The sequence below is a fragment of the Paenibacillus sp. FSL P4-0113 genome (assembly GCF_038009305.1).
In the GTDB taxonomy this organism is placed as follows: Bacteria; Bacillota; Bacilli; order Paenibacillales; family Paenibacillaceae; genus Paenibacillus; species Paenibacillus polymyxa_D.
Map to the genome: position 1 here is coordinate 1165688 of NZ_JBBPAZ010000001.1, position 23140 is coordinate 1188827.

A 23140-nucleotide genomic window follows, 5' to 3' on the forward strand; every position below is an offset into this window, starting at 1 on the left:
CGCCTGCTTATGATAAAAGCGCGCCGAAGCGCGCCTTTGCGTTATGCAAACATTTTATTTGGACGTTTCATATTCCTTCATCCAATCCTTATAGCCCTGTTCGCTTTGGCCCCAGCCCTTCACATATTGGGACAGCTCGGATGTGGAAATTTGCTTATCCGGCAACGCTTCGCGTTGCACATATACAGCCTTCAGTACGACTTTCTCCTCCGGATTATCCCCATGCAGCTTCTGATATGCATAGCGCACTTGTACGCGCCCGATATCTGTTGGATCTACGGCTGCCGAGGCCACCCAAGGATTTTTCGGGTCTTGGATCATTTGCAAGTCCTCGTCGCTCATGTCAATGCCGTAGACTTTAATTTCCGTACGTCCCGCTTGTTGGATGGCACGTGCTGCGCCTTTGGCAAATTCATCCCATGCCGCCCAGACGGCTGTAATTTCGCCCTTAGGATATTGCTTTAATACAGCTTCCATTTTGGCTTGCGTATCCAACGCAGGATTCTGAGCCGAACCAAAAGTCGCAATTTCTTTAATATCCGGATTGGATTTCAAAAATGCACCATAAGCAACCTGACGACGTTCCATCGGCGCAAATCCGGCAACCCATACTTTCACAATGTTGCCTTTGCCACCGATATCCTTCTTCATTTGCTCCAGCGTTAGCTCAGCCATGCTTTGGTCATCCTGTGAGAGCACTACCGCACCCGGAACATTGACGGCAGCATCGAACACGATAACTGGAATATTGCGGGAAACTGCTTTTTTCAACCCTGTTTCCAGTAATGCATCACCGTGATCAGTCAAAATGACATCAAACTGCTGGTTAATCGCACTATCAAGCAGAGAAGCCATTTTAGCCTTATCGTTATCTGCCACAAACTTAGTCAGCGTACCGCCAAATTTTTTAACTTCCTCTTCCACACCTTGAACATACTGTTGCGAAAATGTGCCCGTGTTAAACTCCATGATCAACGCAACCCGTTTACCCTTTAGATTTAAGTTGTCCGTTTTTTCGTTTGTTGTATTCGATTCCGCAGTGCTTGTCCCTTGAGTGCCGCTCTCTGTTTTCGGCACGCCACATGCAGTGACCAGCAAAACCAGCACCAGTAGCATGATACCTCCCAGTCCTAGCTTTTTGTGTCTTTGGAACTCTTTTTGGATATCCATGATTTCATTTCCCCCTCGTTCAACCACAAAATGATTCAAATTTGATACTTAATATATCGCTTTAAACCAAGTATGTAAATAGGTTTTATGAAATATAGAAAAATTTCTGTTTTATAGGCCAGAACACAAAAATCAACCGTCCCCGATTGAATACCGGAAAACGGTTGCTGTTTAAATGTAAAATCAAGGCGGAGCCTAGCTCTCTACTTGTGAAACTCATTAATCGGATTGTTATATTTGAACCTACATCCTGCTACGAGAAACGAAAAGCTCAATAAAAACAGAGGTAGTCTAGGACTTTATTTTCTCGTCCATGGCTACCCCTGTCTGGTTTTGGAGGTCAGTCTAATATTTTGTTTTTGCGAACCGTAGAGAGCAAATTGCTCTCCACGGTATTTCTCTTATACATTTTTTAGGTGTGGCTTACCCTTAAAGAATAATAGCAATGAGACCGCCGGAGCCTTCATTAATGATACGACCCAGCGTTTCCTGCAGCTTATAGCGTGCATTGTCCGGCATCATGGCGATTTTACCCTGAATGCCTTCCCGTACAATGGAATGCAGCGAACGTCCGAAAATGTCTGACTCCCAAATTTTGATTGGGTCATTCTCAAAATCTTGCATCAGATAGCGCATAAGCTCTTCACTTTGCTTCTCTGTTCCGATAATCGGAGCAAATTCCGATTCCACATCGACACGAATCATGTGTATAGAAGGTGCTGTCGCCTTGAGCCGCACACCAAACCTTGTACCCTGACGAATCAACTGCGGATCGTCTAGTGCCATCTCAGATAACGACGGCGCGGCAATGCCATATCCCGTTGTCTTGACCATTTCCAGCGCCTCGGCGAAGCGGTCGTACTCTCGTTTGGCATGGGCAAAATCCTGCATCATTTGCAGCAAATGATCCTTGCCACGAATCTCTACCCCGACGACTTCGACCAAAATCTGGTCATACAGCTCATCGGGAGCATACAGATCAATTTCAGCTACGCCCTGCCCCATATTCATCCCGCTCAATCCGGCCCTGTCGATGAATTCATATTCCATAAACTGGCCAACCACTCGATCTACATCACGCAGGCGTCGAATATCTTTAACCGTATCGCGAACGGAATTTTCATAATTGCTACGCAGCCAGTGCTCTTCGTTCAGTACCATGACCCAGCTCGGCAGGTTTACATTCACCTCATGCACCGGAAATTCATACAATACTTCACGAAGTACGCCTGTAACATCATCTTCCGTCATCGTCGCCGCGCTGAGTGTCATAACTGGTATATCGTACTTGGCAGCCAGCTCACCGCGAAGCTGGAGTGTTTCATCACTGCGAGGATGCGTGGAGTTGATAACCAAAACAAATGGTTTGCCAACTTCCTTCAACTCCTCAATGACGCGTTCCTCCGACTCTACATAAGAGCTGCGCGGGATTTCCGCAATCGTGCCGTCTGTAGTGACTACCACACCGAGCGTCGAATGCTCCTGAATAACCTTGCGTGTACCAATTTCTGCCGCTTCCTGAAAAGGAATGGGTTCTTCGAACCATGGTGTGGAGATCATCCTCGGACCATTTTCATCCTCGTACCCTTTTGCTCCTTCTACTGCATATCCTACACAGTCAACCAGACGTACATTCACATCCAGTCCTTCCGTTACTTTGATCTGGACGGCATTATTCGGTACGAATTTAGGCTCCGTCGTCATGATCGTCTTGCCTGCCGCACTTTGCGGCAACTCGTCTACGGCGCGGGCACGGTCCGCCTCACTTGTAATGTTTGGCAGAACAATCGTCTCCATAAACCGCTTGATAAACGTTGATTTTCCTGTTCGGACTGCGCCGACGACCCCAAGATAAATGTCTCCTCCGGTACGTTCGGCAATGTCTTTAAAAATGTCTACTTTCTCCAATGAAATCCCCTCCTAAAAAGTCTCCGAAGGAAAAATGCTTAAAGAGCATCCGCTTCGTGTTCAACCAACTGCTTGATCCCAGATGCGGCAGAACAGCCTTTAAAATGCCCGGAAGTCGTCCGCCGCCGAGATTCAGGAGACTGATGGAATCGGCGAAACGGCGTAAACTCGTACATGCATTTGGACTGATACCATCATATGTATCCCCTCCGTAAAATATGTTTAGTTTTTTGAAAAATAGATTACGACAGAGCGATCATTGCAGAAACGATATTTTACGTTTGGTTCCACTCACCTAATATATGCGGGGCAGGACTCTCCCATGACTTCGTCGCTAGATTAAATAAAAAAAGGATGTTTCTCCTGACCGTTTAGAGTCGTCGGAAACATCCTTTTTCTATTCTCCTGATATAATCGGCATTACCACAGTTCATCATCCAGCGCCTGACGCTCCAGTTGCCGTCTGATAGCCGCCTTGAGCCTATCCTCCGGTATGGTTACCTCCATATCGCCTTGGACACGTGCCTGGCAGGATAAGCGCATTCCTTCATCCAGTAAAGGCCCCAGCTTACGCTGCTCTGCATCTCTGGGTTGGTCTGCAAATTCAGCCCATTCCGGTGATATTTGTACCTTACACATCAGACAGGCTGCTTTTCCGTCACAACGAGTGGGGATATATACACCCGCTTTACGAGCAGCCTGAAGCAATGACGTACCCTGACCGACCTGTACGCGCCTACCTGACGGCCTAAACGTAATCTGCACATTCATGAATAGTCCTCCAGTTGTCTTTCTCCTAACACACACAACTTATACTTCATTGCCCATCTGGATGACGGAGTGCAACTCTGGCCAAGGCAGAAGTTCTACAAGCTTGTCCAATTGCTCCTCATTCCAAATATTACTGACTAGTAGCTGCTTCAGTACAATTATATGACGTCGCGGGTCGCGCTTCATGACTTCTGCAATCGCTTTATATCGGTCGGGTCGATTTCGCAATATATTGAATAAAAGTTCATGACTGAGCGGCATCAGACGCAGTGAAGCACTCCCCAGCTCAAGCTGAACACCAGCCGACCAAAGTAGTCGCTCGATCTCTAAGCGGTATAACGCTCCGTCACATAATACTTCAAATCCCCCCACCAACTCGACTGGAAATCCCTCCAGATCATAGTGGCTCAGCAATGAAACGTAAGAGCCGCTACGATCAACCTGCTGTCGATCTATACTCATACCCAGGGGGTGCGCATGAAGTTGCTTTGCTGCATGAATATCCGCATAAATATCAATGTCCCGAGGCAGGCGATCCAGTTCAACTTCATGTACAAGTAGTGAACAACTCCCGCCTAGCATCCACGGAACCGACACTGTTGACCAGTTCTCAGCCAAGCTACTCAGCGCAACTGCCAGATTGTGAGGAAGCCTGTCTACTAACACCGATGATATTGCCTCCTTCAACATTGTTTCCTCCTTTGCTGTCTTTCCTTCCGTTTCCTGATGGGCATCATTATAACATGTTCGACAGGGCAGTTCGATATTTTGTGTACTGTAAAAGCGGTTACCCACTCCAAAATATAAAAAAACCGCGAACCTTCCCGGTCCACGGTGAATAATACTAACTGGCGTGCGGCCAGCGGTCTATTTTTTCATCATCATTTTCATCAACGCTTCCATATTGGAAGGATTCATTCCGCTCTTTTTGACGGCACCAACAATATCCCTTACTGTATCTTCCGACACCGGAATGTTGGCCATCGCAGACACTTGCTTGATAAGCTGACGCAGTTGCGCTTCGCTTTGAAGCGTGTCCGCCTTTACCGTGCCTGCCAGCTTTTTCACTGCATTTTCGGATATGTTTTTGCCGCCTTTTTTGTTAATGGCCTTCAATGCATCTTTCGGAAAGTTTTTATTCATAATCTCCCCTCCTCCGCCATTGCTCAACTCAGTCTATGAGTGGCGGAGACAAAAGGTGATTAAGCGTACATAAGACATGCCAAACGCCTAACTAAAAAAGGCTATCTCATTATAGAAAAAATCTACCATGAGACAGCCTTTATATTATTAAAGCTCATCTGAGCCTTTAAGAATGCCATTGCTCCCAAGTCTGAAGTGGCATGACTTCCATCTCGGTCTTAGGGTCGCGACCCATCAGCGCCTCAACGGCCTTACGGACGTCACGTCCTTCAAACAGTACTCCATACAGTACCTCTGTAATAGGCATCTGAACACCTAATTTTTGAGAGATGGCGTATGCCGCTTTTGTCGTTCGAATCCCCTCTACGACCATGCCCATAGATTCCAGCACATCATCAAGCTGTTGGCCCTGTCCTAATAGTGACCCTGCACGCCAGTTGCGACTGTGACGACTCGTTGCCGTGACCACTAGATCGCCAATCCCAGCCAGACCGGCAAAGGTTAATGGATTAGCACCCATCTCAACTCCGGCACGGGTAATTTCAGCCAATCCACGGGTCAATAAAGCCGCTTTGGCATTATCACCGAAACCAAGTCCATCTGACATTCCCGCACCCAATGCGATAATGTTTTTTAGCGCCCCGGACAGTTCCACGCCTAGCAAATCGCGGTTTGTATAGACACGGAAATAGGAGTTCATGAACAGCCCCTGAGCAGCCTGTGCAGCCTGCTCATTGGAGGAAGCTACAACGACCGTTGTAGGACATTTCCTCACCACTTCTTCCGCATGACTCGGACCAGACAGCACGGCAATATCGCCCTCCGCGACTTCCAGTTCTTCCGAGATCACCGTGGACATACGTTTAAGCGTTTCTGTTTCAAAACCTTTAATGGCATGCACTACCAGCATATCCTTGCTAAAATGAGCTTTCAGACTACGTGCTACCTGACGAGCAGCAGCAGAAGGAGATACGATTATCACTGCTTTAGCACCAGATACCGCAGTCTGCATATCAGTTGTAGCTGAAATGCGATCAGACAAAATAGAGCCCGGTAAATAATGCTCATTTGTATGCTTCTCATTGATTTCAGCTGCTTGCTGCTCGTTTCTCGTCCAGACAGAGACATCGTTGTTATTGGCCGCAAGAACGGAAGCCAGGGCTGTTCCCCAACTCCCCGCGACCAGCACAGCTATTTTCTCAGACAAGACGATCTCCTCCTTTGGAGCCAAGCTTATTCTCATTCCCCCGCACCAGCTTGACTATGTTGGTACGGTGTCTCCACACAGCGAACAGACAAATGATTAGAGCCGTCCAGAATAACGGCCATGCAAAACCAAGCACGAGTAATATCCAAGGGGTCAAAATGACAAAAATGAGCGATCCAAGGGATACGTAACGCGTCATTACGATTGCAAGTATCGCAATGATTCCGGCATATAGTGCGGGCAGTAAGGCAAGCGATGCCAATACACCAATAGCAGTCGCAATACCTTTTCCTCCACGGAAGTGAAAATATACCGGCCAGTTATGGCCCGCAATCGCCGCGATGCCGCACAAACCCGGTACCCAGGATGATTCCCCACCTAACCAGTGCCCTATTAGTACCGCAATAACCCCTTTAAGTACGTCCAGCAGCAGTACCAGAATAGCTGGGCCTTTTCCAAGCACACGCAGCGTATTCGTCGCACCGGCATTGCCGCTCCCATGTTGGCGAATGTCGATTCCTTTTAATTTTCCATACAGCAAACTAAAGCTGACAGAGCCAAGCAAGTAACTGAGTACGATGGCAACGATTTGTAAAATCAACCTATTCGCTCCTAACTTTCGTCAGACTTGCGCCGTGTAAAGATTCGAATTGGAGTTCCTTCAAAATTGAAGGCGGCGCGGATTTTGTTCTCCAGATAACGCTCATACGAGAAGTGCATTATTTCTGGATCGTTTACGAATACAACCATCGTAGGCGGCTTAACAGCAACCTGGGTCACATAGTTAATGCGCAGACGACGTCCCTTGTCTGTTGGTGGAGGATTGATGGCAACCGCATCGGAAATTACATCATTCAGCAAATGTGTCTGAATACGCAACACATGCTGCTGTGCCACATGCTGTACAACAGGAAGCAGCTTTTGCAGGCGTTGCTTCGTTTTTGCAGACAAGAACACAATCGGAGCATATGTCATAAACAAAAAGTGATCGCGAATTTTCGTTTCAAACTGGTGCATCGTTTTGTCGTCCTTGTCCACGACATCCCATTTGTTAACGACAAACAGCGAAGCTTTACCCGCTTCATAAGCATAGCCAGCAATGTGCTTATCCTGTTCAATAATGCCTTCCTCGCCGTTAATAACGACCAATACAACATCTGCACGCTCAATGGCACGCATGGCACGCATTACACTATATTTTTCGGTCGTTTCATATACCTTGCCACGTTTACGCATACCTGCCGTATCAATCAGTACATACTTTTGACCGTCTTTTTCAAAGGGTGTATCAATTGCATCACGTGTCGTACCTGCAATGTCACTAACGATAACCCGCTCTTCTCCCAGAATGGCGTTAACCAGTGAAGACTTACCTACATTCGGGCGGCCGATCAAGGCAACACGAATAACGTCTTCATCATAGTGATCTTCTTCCAGCTCAGGCAAATTGGATGTAATGGCATCTAGCAGATCGCCTATCCCTGTACCATGGCTACCAGAAACAGCGATTGGATCACCAAATCCATAAGAATAAAACTCATAAATCAGATCGGCGCGACTGAGGTTGTCCACCTTGTTGACAGCTACGATGATCGGTTTACCCGAACGATATAGCATTTGAGCAACCTCTTCATCTGACTGTGTAATTCCTGCTTTCGCATCACTCATAAATACAATTACATCTGCTTCTTCTATTGCAAGTTCGGCCTGCATACGGATGGATTTTAAAATGACATCCTCACCATCAATCTCAATGCCGCCGGTGTCAATAATACTGAAGGATTTACCATTCCACTCCGATATACCGTATATACGGTCACGAGTGATTCCGGGTTTATCTTCCACGATGGACAAACGATCCCCGATTATCCGATTAAAAATAGTGGACTTGCCCACATTCGGACGACCAACGATAGCCACAACGGGTCTTGCCATAAATTCACTCCTCCTGTCAATTCTTCCGCTATCATCATAGCAAAAAACATACCTATTGGCGATATGGTCACGTAACAACAATCGGCGAACCCTCTGGGTCCGCCGATGGTGTACGTTATGCATATTATAAAATGTATTGATTTAAACTCATTTAAATTTGTTCAGCTTATCGCCAAAACGCTCGCCGAGCGTGATGCTCAGACCGGAATTATTGAGGGAAACGTTAGGATTATTCAGTTCCTCACGAGGTGCACGAGATGCACGTGGTGCTCTTTCTGCTTTAGGAGCAGCTTCAGGAGCTTCCTCAGTTTCTTTAATGCTCAGGCTAACACGTTTTTCGGAAGGATTCATTTCAAGAATTTTAACTTTCACTTCTTGCCCTTCTTCCAGAACTTCTTGTGGAGTTCCAATGTGTTTGTGGGAAATTTGGGAAATATGAACCAAACCTTCCACGCCAGGAGCGATTTCAACGAATGCGCCGAAGTTAACCAGACGTTTTACAACACCTGTTACGATGTCATTGTTGTTGAATTGTCCAGCAGCCGATTCCCAAGGACCAGGCTGTGCAGCTTTCATGCTCAGGCTGATTTTTCCTTTTTCAGGATCTACTTTCAAGACTTTTACTTTCACTTGGTCTCCTTCAGAAACTGCATCAGAAGGCTTATCGACATGAGTCCAAGCAATTTCAGATACGTGAACAAGACCATCCACGCCGCCAACATCTACGAAAGCACCGAACTGAGTAAGACGTTGAACCGTACCTACGATTTCTTGGCCTTCTTTCAGCTCAGCCATTACTTTAAGCTTGTTGGCTTCGAATTCTGCTTCCAGAACGTCTTTTTGAGAAAGAATCACTTTGTTATTTTCACGATCCAGTTCTTTTACAACAACACGCAATGTGCGGCCTTTGTAATCACTGAAATCTTCTACGAAGTGACGTTCTACCATGGATGCAGGGATAAATCCGCGCAGACCCACGTCTACCACGATGCCGCCTTTAACGACATCATTTACAACGACTTCAAATACTTCTTTGCTTTCGAACAGTTGCTCCAACTTTTCCCAAGCATTTTCACTGTCGATTGCACGTTTGGACAGAACAAGTTTTTCCTTGCCATCGTCAATGCTGATAATTCTAGCTTCAACCTCTTGGCCTACTTGTACTGCTTCTTCTGCGTTATCCAGACCAGAAGACAACTCGCGAATTGGAATAATTCCATCGTATTTATATCCAATGCTTACTACCGCTTGGTTATCTTCCAATTTCACGATTGTACCCTTAACGGTGTCACCTTTTTTCAGGGAGACGATTTGATCGAGCTCGTCTTGATTTGCCGCTTCAGCAGCTTCTTGATTTTTAATTTCTTCCGACATGTCAATACCCTCCTCAATTCAAAAAAAACCATTTATTTAAACCTGCGCATGGCAGAGTTCAAAACATAAATAAACTTTTGTTCTAGTTTTCCGAGCTTAGACACAATTCATACAAGCCTTTCAGTTATTCGTAGGCTTACCCGTTTCCTTCATCGTGCGAATACGAGACATAATTGCTTCTGTTGCCAGTTCAAGTGGATCTCCTTCGATATCGGCACCCTTTTGGTAAGCTTCCAAATTGACAGGTTTACCGTATAACACTTTCGTTTTACGGAAAAGCTTGTAATCACCAATAATGGCGACCGGAACGGCAGCCGCTCCACTGCGTAGCGCAAAGCTTGCAGCACCCTTTTTACCGATTCCCCCAGCTCCTCTGGAACCTTCGGGAAAGATTCCCATAACCTTACCATCACGCAAAATGTTCAATGCCAACTTAATGGATTCCTTACTTACACCGCCACGTTTGACTGGAAAAGCTCCCAGTTTCCCAATTAGTGGACCCAGTACAGGAACATTAAACAGCTCGGCTTTTGCCATAAAGTGAACCTTTCTTTTCAGCAAAATACCAACTGTAGGAGGGTCAAGATTACTAATATGATTAGAACACAACAGCACTCCACCCTCAGCAGGAACATTTTCCCTGCCTACCGCCTCAAGTCTAAACAGAACGCGGTAAATGAGACGCAAAATACTGGCGCATACAGTATATATCATTGGCTGATCTCTCCATCCTTCTCCGTTAAGCAATAAGATACGATCGTATCAACGACATCCTGAATGCCCATTTGGGTCGTATCGAGCACGATGGCGTCCTCACTGCAACGAAGCGGAGATACCTCCCTCTCCTCGTCAAGCTTGTCACGTGCCGCAATGTCACGTTCCAGTTGCTCCAGAGTGATATCATCAGTTTCGCTCAGTTCTTTAAAACGGCGGGAGGCACGTTCCTGAACACTTGCGGTCATGAACACCTTGACTTCCGCATCGGGAAGTACAGTTGTTCCAATATCGCGACCATCCATAACGACACCCTTGCGTGCAGCCATCTCACGCTGGTTTTCAGTCAAACGTGTCCGTAAACCAGCAATACTTGAATACTGTGACACGTTGCTAGTCACTTCCATCGAACGGATCACAGTGGTTACATCTTCCCCGTTACAATAAACCTTTTGGCCTGTGGGGTCCGGTACTAATTCAATCACCAGCTCAGGTACATGTTGAAGCACTTTTTGTACATTTTCTGCAGGAATTTCCTTACGCATCATGTACCACGTTGCTGCTCGGTACATGGCTCCAGTATCTACATATACATAAGAAAGTGCTTTCGCCACCAAGCGGGCCACTGTACTTTTCCCTGCACCAGCAGGTCCATCAATGGCTACATTTATTTTGTTAATTGAAGATACATGTTGCCTTGCCAACAGGGAATTCCTCCTAACCTAACCTCAAGAAAAAAGCAGGCATTGCCTGCGACGTGAAAATTATACCACACATTTATAGGCGATGCAAAATAAGCGACAGGTTTACTAAAAAAGAAAAATTTCGGATGATTAAGATTTCCCCCGGAATTCCAGCTGTCTTTCAAAGCAATATTTAATCAGTTTTTGACGCTCCTGATCAGCGATTTCCTCATATTTCAGCATAATGAGTTTGCGACCGTTTTCCATCTGCTGAATGCGCACAATTTCAGATTGGAACGGAACATGCTCCTGAGTACCGTTTTTATATGGAACTAAAATCCAGCAAGACAATGATTCTCCTTCTTCAAGATGATGAGTTCCCTGGGTGTGAAAAGAAACACCCCCACCTCCTACATCATGTGTCTCTGCTACAAATCTGGACTCGTTCGCACCATGCTTTACAGCAATTTCCAAGTTGGCCTTAACCCGAAGAAAGTTTCGACGCTGAATTTTGCTGATGCTGTCTGGAGCAGGTTTGTGGATACGAATCATCCGGAGGATATCCTCTTTGAAACCCGTAACGTGGGTATTAAAATAATTTTTAATCCCACCCTCGCTCAAAAAAAATATAGACAGTTCTTCCCCTAGAAACAATTTTTTCAAATGCCCACTTGTTTGTGACATAGGAATTTCAATTAAAAAGTTCTGTGACTCCTCTTCTGCAATACGAGACTTAAATTCAAAAATCTCGTCCTTATGGTCAGTACCTGCCACTTGTATGTATAACACATCATTAATTTTGGGAAACAAATGATCCACCATCCTTGTCCATTAAAAGCTCTAATTAAGGTATATAATACCACGACTTTGTGCCTATATTAAGCATAATATTTGTTTGATCTATGACTAAAGCACAAAAAACCTCCTTCATGAAGGAGGTTTAGAGTGACTATTGATTCATTTTCATGTAATCAACTAGACATTACTTGCAGTAACCTGAGGTTCATCTGAATCTTTAACCTCTTCAATCGTTTCTTCCATCCCCGTATTGGCGTTAATGTATATCCGGTAAACGGAACCATTGATTTTACCACCAAATTCATAACAGAGAACTTCATTCGAAAGTTCATTTTCAATTAAGGCTTTACGGTGGTAAGTTTCACGAAACTCAGGATTCAATTTTGCTCGTGCTGCATTCAAATTCAATTTCGCTTGCGGTATGCGGCGGAGATGACTATGCTCATACACATAATCACTGGCTTGAAAACCGATCACTTGTCCGTTATCAAGGCCTGATCTGACTGCGATTTTTTCTGGATAGATAATCACATCCCCTTGTTGGCTCACAAATGTAATGTTAGCTAAATTCCCGCTTTCATCATACGCAACGGGCTTCATGTCTTTGTAACCTTTTTGTTCAAGGTATTCACTAGCATAGCGAATCGCTTCATTACGTGTTGCTTTTTTAGGACCTACTGCCCTCATGTCATGATAAGAAATAAGCTTGCCGCCTTTTTTCGTAAAATCCATACTGGCCACAGGCTGCTTCTTATTTAGCAGGGTAGCTGTATAAGATGCCCATTCCGTTCCTTTACCGTTTTCGTTCACCCTGATCTGACTTTCCGGTTTTCCTGTAAATTCAGCAGCATTTTGTTTAATTTGTTCTGCATTTACTGGCGGGAGACTCAATTTTTTCACAGAGCGTTTATCATAGATGCTGGCTACAGACGGTCCCCAATCCAGCTCTTTATAGTTTTCCACCTTTTTGTCCACGGTTTTAAAGCCATCAATAATGGTGTTGTCCTTCGGCCCAGTTTGAGAACCTGCCGCCATATCCACATCCGTCCAGCGCAAATTTTTGCTAATGACTTTCTGCTGCACTTCCTGCATGTTTTTCGAAATTTCTTTGGAATTGTTATACAACGTTTTCAGGTTCGAAATTTCTTTCTCGTTTAAGGGCTCGTGATCCAGATCACGGACAGCGGTCTGATACGAAAATGCAGATAGATGTGACAGCAAATCTTTAGCATGATTAAAAGGCATTACATTGAGGGGCAACTGATTAACCTCATTTTGAGCCTCACTTGTAATCCTCCACACGTTCATCAAACATTTGCGGTGCATCGCGTGTGAAGTATTATGGACAGCAACCGCGTTACCGAGTTGAGAATGCAGCTGATCCATATGAAACGACAAATCGTGAAACGCACGCTGGTATTGATTTTCCGCTTTTATCGACATGCTATTTGCCTGAAGAGACACCTCTTTTCTCATCTGGCTTTGCTGATAACCCCACACAAATGCTCCTATCATCATCAGGGTAACCACCGGGAACAATACGGAACTAAGTCGCTTATACATTGGGAGTCTCCTTTCTTCAAGTACACTACCGATAGTGTGACAAGAAGAAAGCTCTCTTATGCATGGTTTTCCATGACTTCAACAATAAACTCACAGTTATCGCAAATACAGCGTTTAAAGCCGGTCTGAATCTGTCCTTGCTCTATGCGTCCTCTCAGCACAAAGCGTTCTCCGCATCTTTTACAATGAATTCTAACTTTTATACGCAAAAAAGACACCTCTTTCTCTAACAGGTTTGTCAGATCAGTGTGTCCCATTTTGTTACATGTTAACCTTTTCTTCCCGTTTTAACAAACGAAAAGGAGAACGGTTATTAGCCCGACTGATCTTCGCCATTCCTCCATACCATAGAAAGGCCATAAGTGGAATGATAAACCAGATCCAGTCATGCGAAAATTTCGTTAAAATCAAATCGTATACTCCGTGCCAGAACCATGGAAGCACCAATGACAGCAGCAACATGTATTTGCTCCTCAAGCCTTCTGAAAACTTGGCCTTCCCCATGTAGTAGCCCATCATTACGCCAAACATCGCATGACCGGATACCGGTAGCAATGATCTCATCAGCATCATGCTAACCGAAGCATGGCCCGCCCAGGCATATAACAGATTTTCAACCGTTGCAAATCCGAGTGAGACTGCGGTCGCATACAAAATACCATCATAAGGCTCGTCGAACTCGGTATGATTATAGATGATGTGATACAACAGAAACCATTTAAAAAACTCTTCCACTCCGGCTGAAATGCCGAACGCCTGGATTAACGTGTGATCCCCTAGCCAAAGCAGCAGCCCTCGTTGAAAAATCATGACAGGAAGAACCACCAAAAAGCCGAGCAAAAACACTTTAATAACCATGTGCAGTGGCTCCGAATCATACCTGTCCTTCAAGTAAAAATACATCAATAAGGCGAGACCCGGCGCTGTGGCTGCCGCTATAACTGAAAACAGAAGCACCGATCATCCCTCCATAAAAATGAGTCGGCTCTGCTTTCAGCGCAGAGCCGACAAATTCACTTCAATATCACTTTTGATAAAACGAATCAAGAACGGCTGTCAAAATGAGTGCAGATGACAGCAACTGCCTGTTCAGGAATGACCAGTTTGCCGTACTCTTCCAACATAGCTGGTGTAACGGATGAGCCTTCTCCAAATTCAGCAAGAACCGCGATTAAAGCGGCAAGCTTGGACTCCTCTACTTCTTCTGGTTCCAAATGCAGAATCCATTTTCCTCTATAATGATACAGCTTACCTGCTTCCGTAGTGTTGCTACGAAGCATATGAGCCGCTTCTATGAGTACTTCGAAATCGCTAAACGCATAAACGATGGAATCACTCTGCTCCAACGTGACTTCCATTTCGTAGACTTCCTCTGGAAGCTCCTCATCGGGACCCGAACCATACTGTTGATGGTCGTATTTACCCCGAGTGACGATAACAACCATTCCTTGAGCAGGAAGCGCAAAGACTTCGACAGCTAACGGTCCCGTGGCGTCGAAGCCCAGCTCACTGTATGCCTGATCCATCATTTCGGTAAACAGCTCATGAACTCTAGGAATTTCTTGCCACATATCGTCTTTTTGAATACCGCGTTCGCTCAAATCGTCAAAGGTAAGGAAAATCCGTATCTTGTCCTGACTTAATCTTTCTATTTTCATACTGGACCCTCCTCCTGGCAGCCGAGTGTTATTAACAGATTATGATGCAATTATGATGCCTGTGATGAAAATGGTTCTATGTAATCATGTTATCATTTTATAATCGTAAATGCACGCAATAAAAAGATAAAAAAAAGAATCATTTGAACGGCTTTTACAAAAAAGCCGCAAAATGATTCGGAATAAAGGTTTCTGGGTTACAATCCCGGTACGGCTGTATGAGTTTCTTTCAAAATTTGCTCGACCTCACGTTTAACATCGGGACTTGTGCTGATGAAGTCTTTAATCAACTTCATATTCTCTTCTTTGTTCTTGGCAGTATGGGCGTTATAAGCGGTTTTATCTGTTTGTGAATGATGGTCTTGATCCTTATGGGTGTCTTCTTTATTGAGCGTAATCTCGCCCATCCCGGGGAATGCCGCGTCCATCATTTTAGTACGGGCTTGCTGCACTAAATTGCCGCCTTTTTTTCCACCTATGTCCATAGATAAGCCCAACATGTTGCGGTTACGGGAGATCATAGAGCTTGCGACAGCGCCCAAAACGATTCCCAGGAAAAATGAAGATGTTTTCACAATTAGAACCTCCCTTTGTGGTAGAATCAAGCATAGTGTTCGTCAGTAGTGACAAACTCATACGGTATAAAATACAGGAAGGTGAGATGAAATAATGGGTACAAAAACAGCAGCCATTTTGTTCACCGCATGTCTGCTGCTTAGTGCTTGCACTGCAACCAAGCCTGAATCTGCGGCAACAAGCAACCAGCAGGATTCGGTAGCCTCTGACTCAAGTAACAGCGCCAAAGATCAGAGCAACGTCTCTTCCCCAAAAAGTAGCAGTAAGCAAGCAGGCAGTGATGATCACAACTCAGCGGATAAAACCAATGCACAAAATGATAAAACCAGCGAAAGCAACGAAACAGGAGCTGCGACATCTGCAACTACCAATAACAAAATGTATCACTTGGACAAAGCTTACAATGTAATCCCTGACCAACAAGGTACCGAAAAAAAAGTCGTGTTATTGACCTTTGATGATGGTCCTAAGGAAGCAGCCATGATTAACAAAATCATAGATGTACTGGACAAACACAAAGCGAAAGCAATTTTCTTCGTAAACGGTTACCGTGTAAAAAAGCATCCTGAGTTGCTTAAGCTTATCCATGACCGTGGACAGCCCATCGGCAACCATAGCTGGGATCACATCGTGCTGAAAAACAAATCTGAGCCCGAGGTCAAAAAACAGATTGAAACGGTACAAAAAGCTGTTAAGGACATTACAGGCCAAGCCCCTGTCTTCTTCCGCCCCCCTCATGGTGCAGGCGGGGACGTAGGTCGCAAGGTCGCTAAGGAAAACGGTCTCCTATACATGACATGGTCCGTCGGTTCTCTGGACTGGACAATGAAAAAGAATCGGCCTAATAAAACGGAGGCACTTCTCAAAAATGTAACAGAACAACTTCATCCAGGCAGCAATATCTTGATGCACGAACTGCCATGGACAGCTGAGGCGCTGGACAGTCTATTGACGCGCCTTGAGCAAAAGGGTTACCAATTTGTCGATCCGCAAGGGATTGAGGTTCCTGCCAGCTAGTAGACACTTGCGTATACTCCGGATTAACTATAGATGATGCAATTAAGGCCTCCATTCTCCGTTATTCATGTGGAGATGGAGGCCTTTTCGCCGTATCACTACGCGCCTTGACCTAAGCACAGACGTCCATAATAACTTTATATTACCAAAGCATTTCACTGATGGGTGGTGCACCCTTGACGCCCCACCACAGTAATGCTGCAGTAATCAGCACAAAAAGAGTGCTCAAAAAATTTAAAAACCACTTGCTTACCCGAATACGGCGGGACGGAAACATTTCTGCCCGCGTTCGGTACTCACTGGCAGGAGTGTCACCCTCCATCGTCACAGCAACTTCTGGTGCAGCGGCAACGTGAGCCAATTCTGGCACGGGCCGTGAAGCACGGGAGCGAACTGGTTTAGATTTTGACCTGTCCTCTTCCTTGCCTTTGCGACCATTTCGACGGCTACCATAGGTCTGCACTCTGCTAAGTCCCTGATTCATTCTTCATACCTCCGAAAACGTAACGCTAAACCAGATATAAGGTCAATCACAAAATGACAAATAATCGGTGCCCACAGACTACCGGTCTGCACATATATGTAGCCCAATCCATAACTGCTAAGAAAAACCCAGCCAGTGGGAATCCAATGCCGTAAATATCGGATATGAATCACCGCAAATAAAATGCTTGTCCAATAAGGACCAAAGCTGTACTGAATCGCACCTCTGAACAAGAGTTCCTCACAGATAGAAACGATAGCTGCTATACAAATAATATGCCAAACTGGACGATTTTGAAATAGCATTTGGTTAATACCACCGTCATCCATAGCATCCTCAGGCATAATCCGGGATAGCAACAGGTCCACAAGTAACATAGCGGCGGCCAATCCCAATCCCCACCATAAGACGTGCAGAGTGTTCGGCAATGCAAATAGTTCTAACAAATTTCTTTTCTGAAAAAATATCCAGATTGCGCCAATCAGCAGGGTCAGCCCCTGAGTTAGATACAAATTGTAAAGCAGCAAGCGGTCGTTCAATTCATGAATTTGCGCTCTTTTCCATTTCACTTTAAGCTTTTTCATAGTTAGTTAGTCCTCTGCATAGTCTTCTTTAGCATCATAGCCAAAAAGTCGGGCGGATTCAAGAAGACTTAAATCTTAATTTTCCGCATTCTGTAGCTATATATCTAGCCGGCTATCCTCACATGTCGCATGTCCTATTGACATGCCCATGTAAGCCATGATACATTATGAAAAAATTATTAGCGACAACAACAATGATGGAGAAAAGGTATTGATTTCGTCCTCAGAGAACCGGTGCTTGGGTGGAAGCCGGTGACGAAGTAACTACTTTCAGCGCTCCTGAGTTATTGCACCGAGGTCTGGGGAATATTTCCCGGCATTAGATGCAATCGGCAGAAAACCGTTATCCTTTCGGTCATTTTATGACCGCTGAAGGCAGTCCATTGCGAAATGGCTGCGAATTAGGGTGGTACCACGATAACTCTCGTCCCTTACTATGGAGATAGTATGTGATTCGGGGGTTTTTTTGATGCCCGAAAACCGCAAAGCGTCTCCGCATAAGACTTTTGGTCGTTAGTTTGGTGCATAATGCTATTCCATCCCTTTTCTGCGTCAATGCGTTATCACACTAGTATTTTACACCGCTCTCCTGTACTTTTAGAAGCATTTCAAGTTTTTTCATGTTCTTTATGGAATGTATTTCAGTTTGAAGTGCATCCTGTCCATAAAAGAAGTTAACTTTGAGGAGGAAACCAAATGTTTAAAGTATTAGTATCCGATCCAATCAGTGACCTGGGCATCCAGCAACTGATGGATGCAGACGATGTCACGGTGGACAAGAACACAGGTCTCAGCGAGGATGAATTGGTTCAAATTATTGGTGACTATGACGCATTACTCGTTCGAAGTCAAACTCGGGTAACCGAACGCATCATGACGGCAGGTAAGAACCTCAAGGTTGTAGGGCGAGCTGGGGTCGGAGTGGATAACATCGACCTCGAAGCAGCAACACAACGCGGGATTATCGTTATTAACGCTCCTGACGGCAACACAATTACGACATGTGAGCACACTTTTGCGATGATGATGGCTCTAGCACGTCATATTCCACAGGCATATGCCAAAACCATTGGCGGTACATGGGATCGTAAAACATTCCTCGGTGTCGAACTGCGTAACAAAACACTTGGAGTCCTCGGCATGGGACGTATCGGCAGTGAGGTGGCTAAACGTGCCAAAGCATTTGGCATGAGTATCCTCGGCTATGATCCATTTCTAACGGAAGAACGCGCTGAGAAGTTGGGCATTAAGCTTGCGAGCGTGGATGAAATTATCCGCAACGCAGATTTTATGACCGTACACACACCATTAACACCGGAAACGAAACATATGATTGCTCGTCCACAGTTTGAAGTGATGAAAAAAGGAATGCGCATCATCAACTGTGCCCGGGGCGGAGTTATCGATGAAATGGCTCTTGTTGAAGCCATTGATGAAGGTATCGTTGCCGGTGCAGCTTTTGACGTATTCGAGTCAGAGCCGCCAGCACAGGATCACCCATTCCTGAGCCATCCGAAAATTATCGTTACACCACATCTGGGTGCCTCGACTGTCGAAGCTCAGGAGAATGTAGCTATCGACGTGTCCGAGCAAGTGCTGCATATTTTGCGTGATGAGCCTTTTAAAAATGCGGTCAACATGCCTCCAGTACCATCCAACGTCATGACGCAATTGCAGCCATATTTCTCGCTTGGAGAGAAGCTGGGCAGCTTTGCCGCTCAGATCACGAATCAGGCTGTACGTGAAATTCAGGTAGATTACGCTGGCGATTTGTCCTCTGTGGATACACAGCCGCTGACACGGTATATTTTGAAAGGCGTACTTAGCCGTCATCTGGGCAGCGATGTGAACATTGTAAACTCTGTACATCTGGCCAAAACACGTGACATCCATCTTGTCGTATCTCAGGCGCCCGCCACCAAGGGTTTTACCAACCTGATTACCGTTACACTCAAAACGCAGAGCGGCGAAGAGCAACGTGTATCTGGCACCCTGCTGGCAGGCTATGGTGAACGGATTGTTCGGTTGAACCAGTTCCCGGTAGACGTGGCACCGGAAGCTCATTTCCTGCTCATCTCCCACAATGATAAACCAGGCATTATCGGTCGTGTCGGCACCTTGCTTGGAGAAAACGGCGTCAATATCGCTTCCATGCAAGTAGGGCGTAAAATTGTCGGCGGTGAAGCCATCATGATTCTGACCGTCGATAAAGCCGTGCCAAAAGACGTGCTAATTCAACTCGTTGGTTTGCCAGAACTAAATACTGCCCAAGAAGTAGTGCTAAATTAGTTCCAGACATATTGAGAAGTCCATGGTTTTATAATAAAGAGAGGCGCCTGGCTACCCAGGCGTCTTTTTCTCATATACCGTTATCTGTCATGAGAGCAATCATCATGCATGAAACAGGATGTTCCACGTTGAACAAGATAAATGTTGATTTTTCAACAAAAAGCACCCTCTTCCGAGGATGCCTGCAAACCGGGGTATATCAGCTGGGGCTTATAAGCCTTTTACAGACTCAGCTTTGTTTTGTTGGAGATCGGCAGCAAAATAGTAAATTCCGTCCCTTCCCCCAATACGCTGGCAGCAGAGACAGAGCCTCCGTGAGCCTCTACAATGTTCTTGACAATAGCAAGCCCCAAACCAGTCCCTTTATCCTCACCACGTACTCTGGCCTTATCTGCCTTGTAGAAGCGGTCGAAAATATAAGGTAGATCCTCGCTGGCAATGCCTACACCTTCATCCTTAATCCGAATACGGATTAACTCATGCCGTTCTCCCAAAATTCGATCCGTCGCAATAGTAACCTTTTTCCCACCGGGTGTATGTCTGAATGCATTATCCAGCAAGTTGGTCAATACCTGCTCCAGTCGGTCTTCATCTGCCTCAGGCAGCAGCAAACGTTGGCCTTGCTCATGGTAATCGAGTGTCAGTCCCTGTTCCTTGGATCGTACCGTAAATTTACGGTGAACACGCTCGATCAGCTCATTCACATCCACTTCCTGTCGGTGCATGTCTGTATGCCCAGCCTCCATTCGGGCCAGATCAAGCAGATCTTTGACTAACCTTCCCATGCGTAATGATTCATCATGGATGACCTGTACCAGCTCCTCGGATTCTTCAGGTGAACCCGCCATACCATCCAGCAACGCCTCACTGTAGCCCTGCATCATAGATAAAGGTGTACGGATTTCATGAGATACGTTGGCCACAAAATCGCTCCGCATCTTCTCAAGCTTCACTTCTTCCGTAATATCTCTAAGCACAGCTACTGCACCGCGGATTGCATTATCCGTATACAGAGGCGCCATCTGCACCGACCAGGAGCCCTTCTTGACATGGATATAGTCTCCGACATCCTCTCCCCTGTCCATAACGGTATGGAACAGAGACTGCAAAGGCTCAGGTACAGAAGCTCCAAACTCCTCCAGATCACGTTCCTGCCACTCCAGCTTTTTCCAGATATCCAATAGACTTTGTGCCGGCGGATTCGTCAAGATGATTTGTCCGCTTCTGTCGAAGGTGATTACTGCATCAGACATGCTTCGCAGTACGCTGGATAAATGGTTTTTCTCCTCATTCAGACTGCGGATCGTTGCTTCCAGTTCCGTAGACATATGATTAAAAGTTTTCGCCAGTTCTCCAATTTCATCACTGGTCACCAGCGAAAGCCGAGTATCATACCTTCCCTCACGAATCGCATTCGCCGCCTGAATCAACAGCTGCATAGGCTGTGTGATTTTAGTAAAAAGGAATAGGGCAAAAAAGGTCGTCAATAAAAATCCGACAATGCATGTATAGGTGAACAAATGCTTAATTTCCGTCGATTCATACGCCGCAAAATTTCTGTTGATGTACGGCAATAAAAAAAGCCCTAGAAAAATAAGCACAGAGCCTACAAGACAAATGATGGTGATCCACAGCTTGCCTACCAGCGATCTCCAGAAGTTCACGTTATTTTGGAACCTCCAGCTTATAACCTACGCCCCACACGGTCGTAATCATAGCCGCTGCCTCTGGCGATACCTTATTCAGCTTTTCACGAAGCCGTTTCACATGCGTATCCACAGTGCGCAGATCACCAAAAAATTCGTAATTCCAAACGTCTTTCAGCAGTTCTTCGCGTGAGAAGACTTTATCTGGTGACACCGCCAAATAATGCAACAGCTCGTACTCTTTAGGCGTGAGACTGATTTCAATCCCACCCGCAGTTACCCGGTGCGCATCATGCTCAATGATAAGATTCGGAAAAACAATACTATTGCTTGGTACCGCTTCTTTCGTTAAAAAGGCAGTTTCCGACGAACGGCGTAAAATCGCCTTTACCCGGTAAATGACTTCTCGCGGGCTAAAGGGCTTAACCACATAATCATCAGCTCCGACTTCAAAGCCTTGTACACGGTTCACTTCCTCGCCTTTGGCAGTCAGCATAATCACAGGTGTAGCTTTGGTCTGACGTAGCCGTGTACACACCTCAATCCCATCCATCCCCGGAAGCATCACATCTAGCAAAATAATGCTGTAATCGCTTGCAGTCGCTTTTTGGAGGGCAATCTCCCCATCCTCAGCTTCGTCAATTGCATATCCTTCTTTTTCCAGATACATCCGCAGAAGGCGTCGAATGCGTTCTTCATCATCTACAATTAATATGCGGTTGCTTTGTTCTGACATATTCCCAGCCCCTTCGCTAAAAAAAGCATTCTCTCTATTTTACTATTTTCCCGTGCTTGGTCAAACTTTACTCTCAACCAACAGTCTCTTTACACCAAAAAGGCCGGGGTTATGACCCCCGTCCTGTCCGTTTCTTTTTCGTGTTGTCTGATTTGGCAAGTTGAATGAGACGGTTGATTTCGTCCTTGGTTAGGGGTCTGGTCAGACCGCGCTTCAAGTTTTGTAGCAAAAGATCTCCGAAGGCTATCCGCTTGAGTCTGATGACTGGGTGTGAAATGGCCTCAAACATCCGTCTTACCTGCCGATTTCTGCCTTCATAAATGGTAATCTGGATCACAGACTCCTTACCATTCGGATCTACATCTTTATATTCTACCTCGGCTGGTGCAGTAATGCCATCTTCCAGCACGATTCCCTTTTTCAGCTTGTCCAGCTCAGTACCATGTGGAACGCCTTTGACTGTTGCCACATATGTCTTGGGCACATGATGCTTGGGATGGGTCAGCAGATTGGCGAACTCGCCATCATTGGTAAGCAACAGCAGTCCTTCGGTGTCGTAGTCGAGACGTCCTACCGGATATACGCGTTCCTTAACGCCTTTCAGATAGTCTGACACGATTTTACGGCCTTCCGGATCGGAAGCGCTCGTAATGACCCCTTTAGGTTTGTTCATCATCAAATAGATTTTTTTCTCGGTTTTGATCGGGCGTCCCTTTACCGTAATCATATCTTGATCAGGGTCTGCCTTCGTTCCCAGTTCAGTTACGACAACCCCGTTCACTTCCACGCTACCCGCCTGAATAAGCTCCTCACATTTACGTCTGGAAGCTACACCAGCTTGGGCCAATATTTTCTGCAATCTTTCCATGTTCGCTAATTCACCT

General features: G+C 45.6%; 23 protein-coding genes and 1 other annotated feature. Of the genes, 2 read left to right on the top strand and 21 right to left on the bottom strand.

Annotated elements, in window-relative coordinates; translation table 11 throughout:
* Positions 1–54: 54 nt before the first annotated feature.
* From MKX46_RS04585 to MKX46_RS04660, 16 genes are all read right to left on the bottom strand, one after another.
* Positions 55–1170, bottom strand: coding sequence for a sugar ABC transporter substrate-binding protein (locus tag MKX46_RS04585; protein ID WP_340885733.1), 1116 nt, complete (start codon positions 1168–1170; stop codon positions 55–57).
* Between the two features lie 429 nt (positions 1171–1599).
* Positions 1600–3078, bottom strand: coding sequence for a stage IV sporulation protein A (gene spoIVA, locus MKX46_RS04590; protein WP_029517326.1), 1479 nt, complete (start codon positions 3076–3078; stop codon positions 1600–1602).
* Positions 3079–3498: 420 nt separating this feature from the next.
* Positions 3499–3849 carry a 2Fe-2S iron-sulfur cluster-binding protein gene (locus MKX46_RS04595; protein WP_029517325.1) on the bottom strand — a complete coding sequence of 117 codons (351 nt, stop codon included), beginning with the start codon at positions 3847–3849 and terminating at the stop codon, positions 3499–3501.
* Positions 3850–3888: 39 nt separating this feature from the next.
* Complete coding sequence (locus MKX46_RS04600; RefSeq protein WP_340932495.1) at positions 3889–4539, bottom strand: hypothetical protein; 651 nt, start codon at positions 4537–4539, stop codon at positions 3889–3891.
* A 177-nt stretch (positions 4540–4716) separates the two neighbouring features.
* Positions 4717–4992 carry a stage VI sporulation protein F gene (locus tag MKX46_RS04605; protein WP_013310741.1) on the bottom strand — a complete coding sequence of 92 codons (276 nt, stop codon included), beginning with the start codon at positions 4990–4992 and terminating at the stop codon, positions 4717–4719.
* Positions 4993–5158: 166 nt separating this feature from the next.
* On the bottom strand, positions 5159–6199 hold the full coding sequence (locus MKX46_RS04610) for an NAD(P)H-dependent glycerol-3-phosphate dehydrogenase (RefSeq protein ID WP_029517324.1): 1041 nt from the start codon (positions 6197–6199) through the stop codon (positions 5159–5161).
* A complete protein-coding gene (plsY, locus tag MKX46_RS04615; protein ID WP_029517323.1) occupies positions 6192–6800 on the bottom strand; it encodes a glycerol-3-phosphate 1-O-acyltransferase PlsY in 609 nt (202 codons plus the stop codon). Before plsY ends, MKX46_RS04610 begins: the two co-directional genes overlap by 8 nt.
* A gap of 11 nt (positions 6801–6811) precedes the next feature.
* Positions 6812–8134 carry a ribosome biogenesis GTPase Der gene (gene der, locus MKX46_RS04620; RefSeq protein WP_013310744.1) on the bottom strand — a complete coding sequence of 441 codons (1323 nt, stop codon included), beginning with the start codon at positions 8132–8134 and terminating at the stop codon, positions 6812–6814.
* Positions 8135–8281: 147 nt separating this feature from the next.
* Complete coding sequence (gene rpsA, locus MKX46_RS04625) at positions 8282–9508, bottom strand: 30S ribosomal protein S1 (protein WP_029517322.1); 1227 nt, start codon at positions 9506–9508, stop codon at positions 8282–8284.
* Between the two features lie 120 nt (positions 9509–9628).
* Positions 9629–10222: a lysophospholipid acyltransferase family protein gene (locus tag MKX46_RS04630; protein WP_029517321.1), complete on the bottom strand. Its 594-nt coding sequence runs from the start codon at positions 10220–10222 to the stop codon at positions 9629–9631.
* Complete coding sequence (gene cmk / locus MKX46_RS04635) at positions 10219–10926, bottom strand: (d)CMP kinase (protein ID WP_322251811.1); 708 nt, start codon at positions 10924–10926, stop codon at positions 10219–10221. Before cmk ends, MKX46_RS04630 begins: the two co-directional genes overlap by 4 nt.
* Positions 10927–11055: 129 nt before the next feature.
* The gene (locus tag MKX46_RS04640) at positions 11056–11715 is read right to left on the bottom strand and encodes a flagellar brake protein (protein WP_029517319.1); all 660 of its coding nucleotides are present in this window, start codon (positions 11713–11715) and stop codon (positions 11056–11058) included.
* A 165-nt stretch (positions 11716–11880) separates the two neighbouring features.
* Positions 11881–13266 (bottom strand): germination protein YpeB, encoded by a 1386-nt coding sequence (ypeB, locus tag MKX46_RS04645; protein ID WP_029517318.1) that lies wholly within the window; start codon positions 13264–13266, stop codon positions 11881–11883.
* A 261-nt stretch (positions 13267–13527) separates the two neighbouring features.
* Positions 13528–14223 (bottom strand): glutamic-type intramembrane protease PrsW, encoded by a 696-nt coding sequence (prsW, locus tag MKX46_RS04650; RefSeq protein WP_029517317.1) that lies wholly within the window; start codon positions 14221–14223, stop codon positions 13528–13530.
* 86 nt (positions 14224–14309) lie between these two features.
* Positions 14310–14924 carry a genetic competence negative regulator gene (locus MKX46_RS04655; RefSeq protein ID WP_341070947.1) on the bottom strand — a complete coding sequence of 205 codons (615 nt, stop codon included), beginning with the start codon at positions 14922–14924 and terminating at the stop codon, positions 14310–14312.
* A gap of 197 nt (positions 14925–15121) precedes the next feature.
* On the bottom strand, positions 15122–15499 hold the full coding sequence (locus MKX46_RS04660) for a hypothetical protein (RefSeq protein ID WP_029517316.1): 378 nt from the start codon (positions 15497–15499) through the stop codon (positions 15122–15124).
* 94 nt (positions 15500–15593) lie between these two features.
* Here MKX46_RS04660 and MKX46_RS04665 point away from each other — a divergent pair, with 94 nt between their 5' ends.
* A complete protein-coding gene (locus MKX46_RS04665; protein ID WP_340932501.1) occupies positions 15594–16517 on the top strand; it encodes a polysaccharide deacetylase family protein in 924 nt (307 codons plus the stop codon).
* A gap of 142 nt (positions 16518–16659) precedes the next feature.
* On the opposite strand, the gene MKX46_RS04670 is transcribed toward MKX46_RS04665, so the two are convergent.
* Together MKX46_RS04670 and MKX46_RS04675 are read right to left on the bottom strand one after the other, a co-directional pair.
* A complete protein-coding gene (locus MKX46_RS04670; protein WP_340932503.1) occupies positions 16660–17001 on the bottom strand; it encodes a hypothetical protein in 342 nt (113 codons plus the stop codon).
* Entirely contained in the window at positions 16998–17585 is a 588-nt protein-coding gene (locus MKX46_RS04675) for a type II CAAX endopeptidase family protein (protein WP_069012705.1), read from the bottom strand. Before MKX46_RS04675 ends, MKX46_RS04670 begins: the two co-directional genes overlap by 4 nt.
* A gap of 185 nt (positions 17586–17770) precedes the next feature.
* Positions 17771–18020 (top strand) — a binding site (T-box leader).
* Positions 18021–18281: 261 nt separating this feature from the next.
* On the opposite strand from MKX46_RS04675, the gene serA reads away from it, so the two are divergent.
* Positions 18282–19874 carry a phosphoglycerate dehydrogenase gene (gene serA, locus MKX46_RS04680; RefSeq protein WP_039271025.1) on the top strand — a complete coding sequence of 531 codons (1593 nt, stop codon included), beginning with the start codon at positions 18282–18284 and terminating at the stop codon, positions 19872–19874.
* A 221-nt stretch (positions 19875–20095) separates the two neighbouring features.
* Here the strand turns inward: serA and MKX46_RS04685 are convergent, their stop codons facing one another.
* The 3 genes from MKX46_RS04685 to MKX46_RS04695 all read right to left on the bottom strand — a co-directional run bounded on the left by MKX46_RS04685 (position 20096) and on the right by MKX46_RS04695 (position 23124).
* Positions 20096–21538 carry an ATP-binding protein gene (locus MKX46_RS04685; protein WP_340932504.1) on the bottom strand — a complete coding sequence of 481 codons (1443 nt, stop codon included), beginning with the start codon at positions 21536–21538 and terminating at the stop codon, positions 20096–20098.
* Between the two features lies 1 nt (position 21539).
* Positions 21540–22256 carry a response regulator transcription factor gene (locus MKX46_RS04690; protein WP_029517311.1) on the bottom strand — a complete coding sequence of 239 codons (717 nt, stop codon included), beginning with the start codon at positions 22254–22256 and terminating at the stop codon, positions 21540–21542.
* Between the two features lie 109 nt (positions 22257–22365).
* Positions 22366–23124, bottom strand: a complete 759-nt coding sequence (locus MKX46_RS04695; protein WP_023989197.1) for a pseudouridine synthase — start codon at positions 23122–23124, stop codon at positions 22366–22368.
* Positions 23125–23140: the final 16 nt, after the last annotated feature.